2 protein-coding genes are annotated in these 1,590 nt (G+C 57.4%); both read left to right on the forward strand.

Annotated features, from left to right (window positions below; translation table 11 throughout):
- Positions 1–59 precede the first annotated feature (59 nt).
- Positions 60–527, forward strand: coding sequence for an L-2-amino-thiazoline-4-carboxylic acid hydrolase (locus tag AAAB35_RS17540; RefSeq protein ID WP_062369380.1), 468 nt, complete (start codon positions 60–62; stop codon positions 525–527).
- 467 nt (positions 528–994) lie between these two features.
- Positions 995–1,141: a DUF1127 domain-containing protein gene (locus AAAB35_RS17545; RefSeq protein WP_018855572.1), complete on the forward strand. Its 147-nt coding sequence runs from the start codon at positions 995–997 to the stop codon at positions 1,139–1,141.
- The last annotated feature ends 449 nt before the right edge of the window (positions 1,142–1,590 follow it).

A 1,590-nucleotide genomic window follows, 5' to 3' on the forward strand; every position in this document is an offset into this window, starting at 1 on the left:
ATTTGCCAAATGAAGAGACAAGTTGCCCGGACCCAGCGACTGTAGAAGCGCCAAAACCAATGGGCATCCTCCAGCGGCGCAAGATCGAAGCGGCCATTATCGCACCGATCTATGATGAGTTGAGGCAGCGGCTGGGCGAAGCGGAGGCACAGGCAATCATCGATGCGGCTGTCAGCAAGGCGGCGATGCGGTCCGCCCGTGAATTCGCAGACGCGACGGAGGAGGGCACCAGCCTGTTGACGTTTCAGGCGCTGCAAAGCCTTTGGACGCAAGATGACGCGCTTGAAATCGAGGTCGTGCGGGCGGATGACAAGGTGTTTGACTACAACGTCCTGCGCTGTCGTTATGCCGAAACCTACCGCGAGATGGGGCTCGGCCACATAGGCCATCTCCTGTCCTGTAACCGGGATGCCGTCTTCTGCAAAGGCTACGATGCCCGCATCAAAATGTCTCGCACGCAGACCATCATGCAAGGCGCGACACATTGTGACTTCCGGTATGTCCTGGAGGAGAAAACCGCGCCGTAGCCGGTCACCGCCAGGGCAATTCAACCAGGCTTCATTTCCACGGAGATCGCTGACCTCGTCAGCGGACAGTGGGAGCCGTCCGCGTGGTCAAAGGAGCGCCCTTCGAGCACTCCCATAGGATCACTTCCACCGATTTTGCGTACCGAGATTGGCATGAGGAGCCGAGGACAGTCGATCAGGACGCGCAGCCTCTTTAAAGGGCAACAGGTCTTTTTGCCAGCTGGCGCGGCGGCCTGAAAAAAGCGACCAACGTCCATGGCGCGTTGCGCCGAAACGGGCTCGGTCACGGGGTTAAAAAACAAGCACATTCTGAAAGCGAAAGATCGTTCTATGCGCCACACGCATAGGTGAGGTGAAGTATTGTCACTGTTTTAAACCGATTGAACCGCCTATATCTCAACCATCGAAACGACGCCGGAGCCAAGTAAGGTTGCTGACGTCATCAGCCCTCAGGAAAGGGGATTATCATGAACGTAGCACGCTCTTTCAACAACTGGCGCAAGTTCCGTCAGACTGTTAACGAACTCGGCCGTATGTCCAGCCGCGAATTGCAGGACCTTGGCATCGACCGCGCCGACATCCGCAGCGTTGCCCGCGCAGCTGTCGCCCGCTGACCGCGCAGGCCTTCCGTCTGCAAGACTGCTCGACGCCCGCTGGTAACGCGGGCGTTTTTGCGTTGATCTCGATAGCTGAGGTCGGGTCACGCCCCATACTCATCGCAAGTCTTACCAGCTTGAATTTTTTGCATAGCTGCAGTGCAACATAAGGCATGGAAACTGCCGCCGAACGATGTAGTGTTGGAGCTGTCGAAGCAATGCAACTCCTCCCGCAAAGCTTCGAGTTTCAGACGGCCAATCTCCTCCCAGGGCGTCTGAAGGAACAGCGACACTCCTCCTCCCAAGTCGCTGTTCGGTTCTTTTCGAAAAGCCTGCCGCACCTCCTCCCGCGGCAGGCTTTTTGTTTTGGCGGCTAGATTGGCTTAAATCGCAAAGGCGAGCTGCGGCTCTTGCCCGCCATCGACAGCATCAAGCGACGAAAGGGTCACGCCCAACAGCCGAATGCC

It is taken from the genome of Phyllobacterium sp., from assembly GCF_037994425.1.
Lineage (GTDB): Bacteria > Pseudomonadota > Alphaproteobacteria > Rhizobiales > Rhizobiaceae > Phyllobacterium.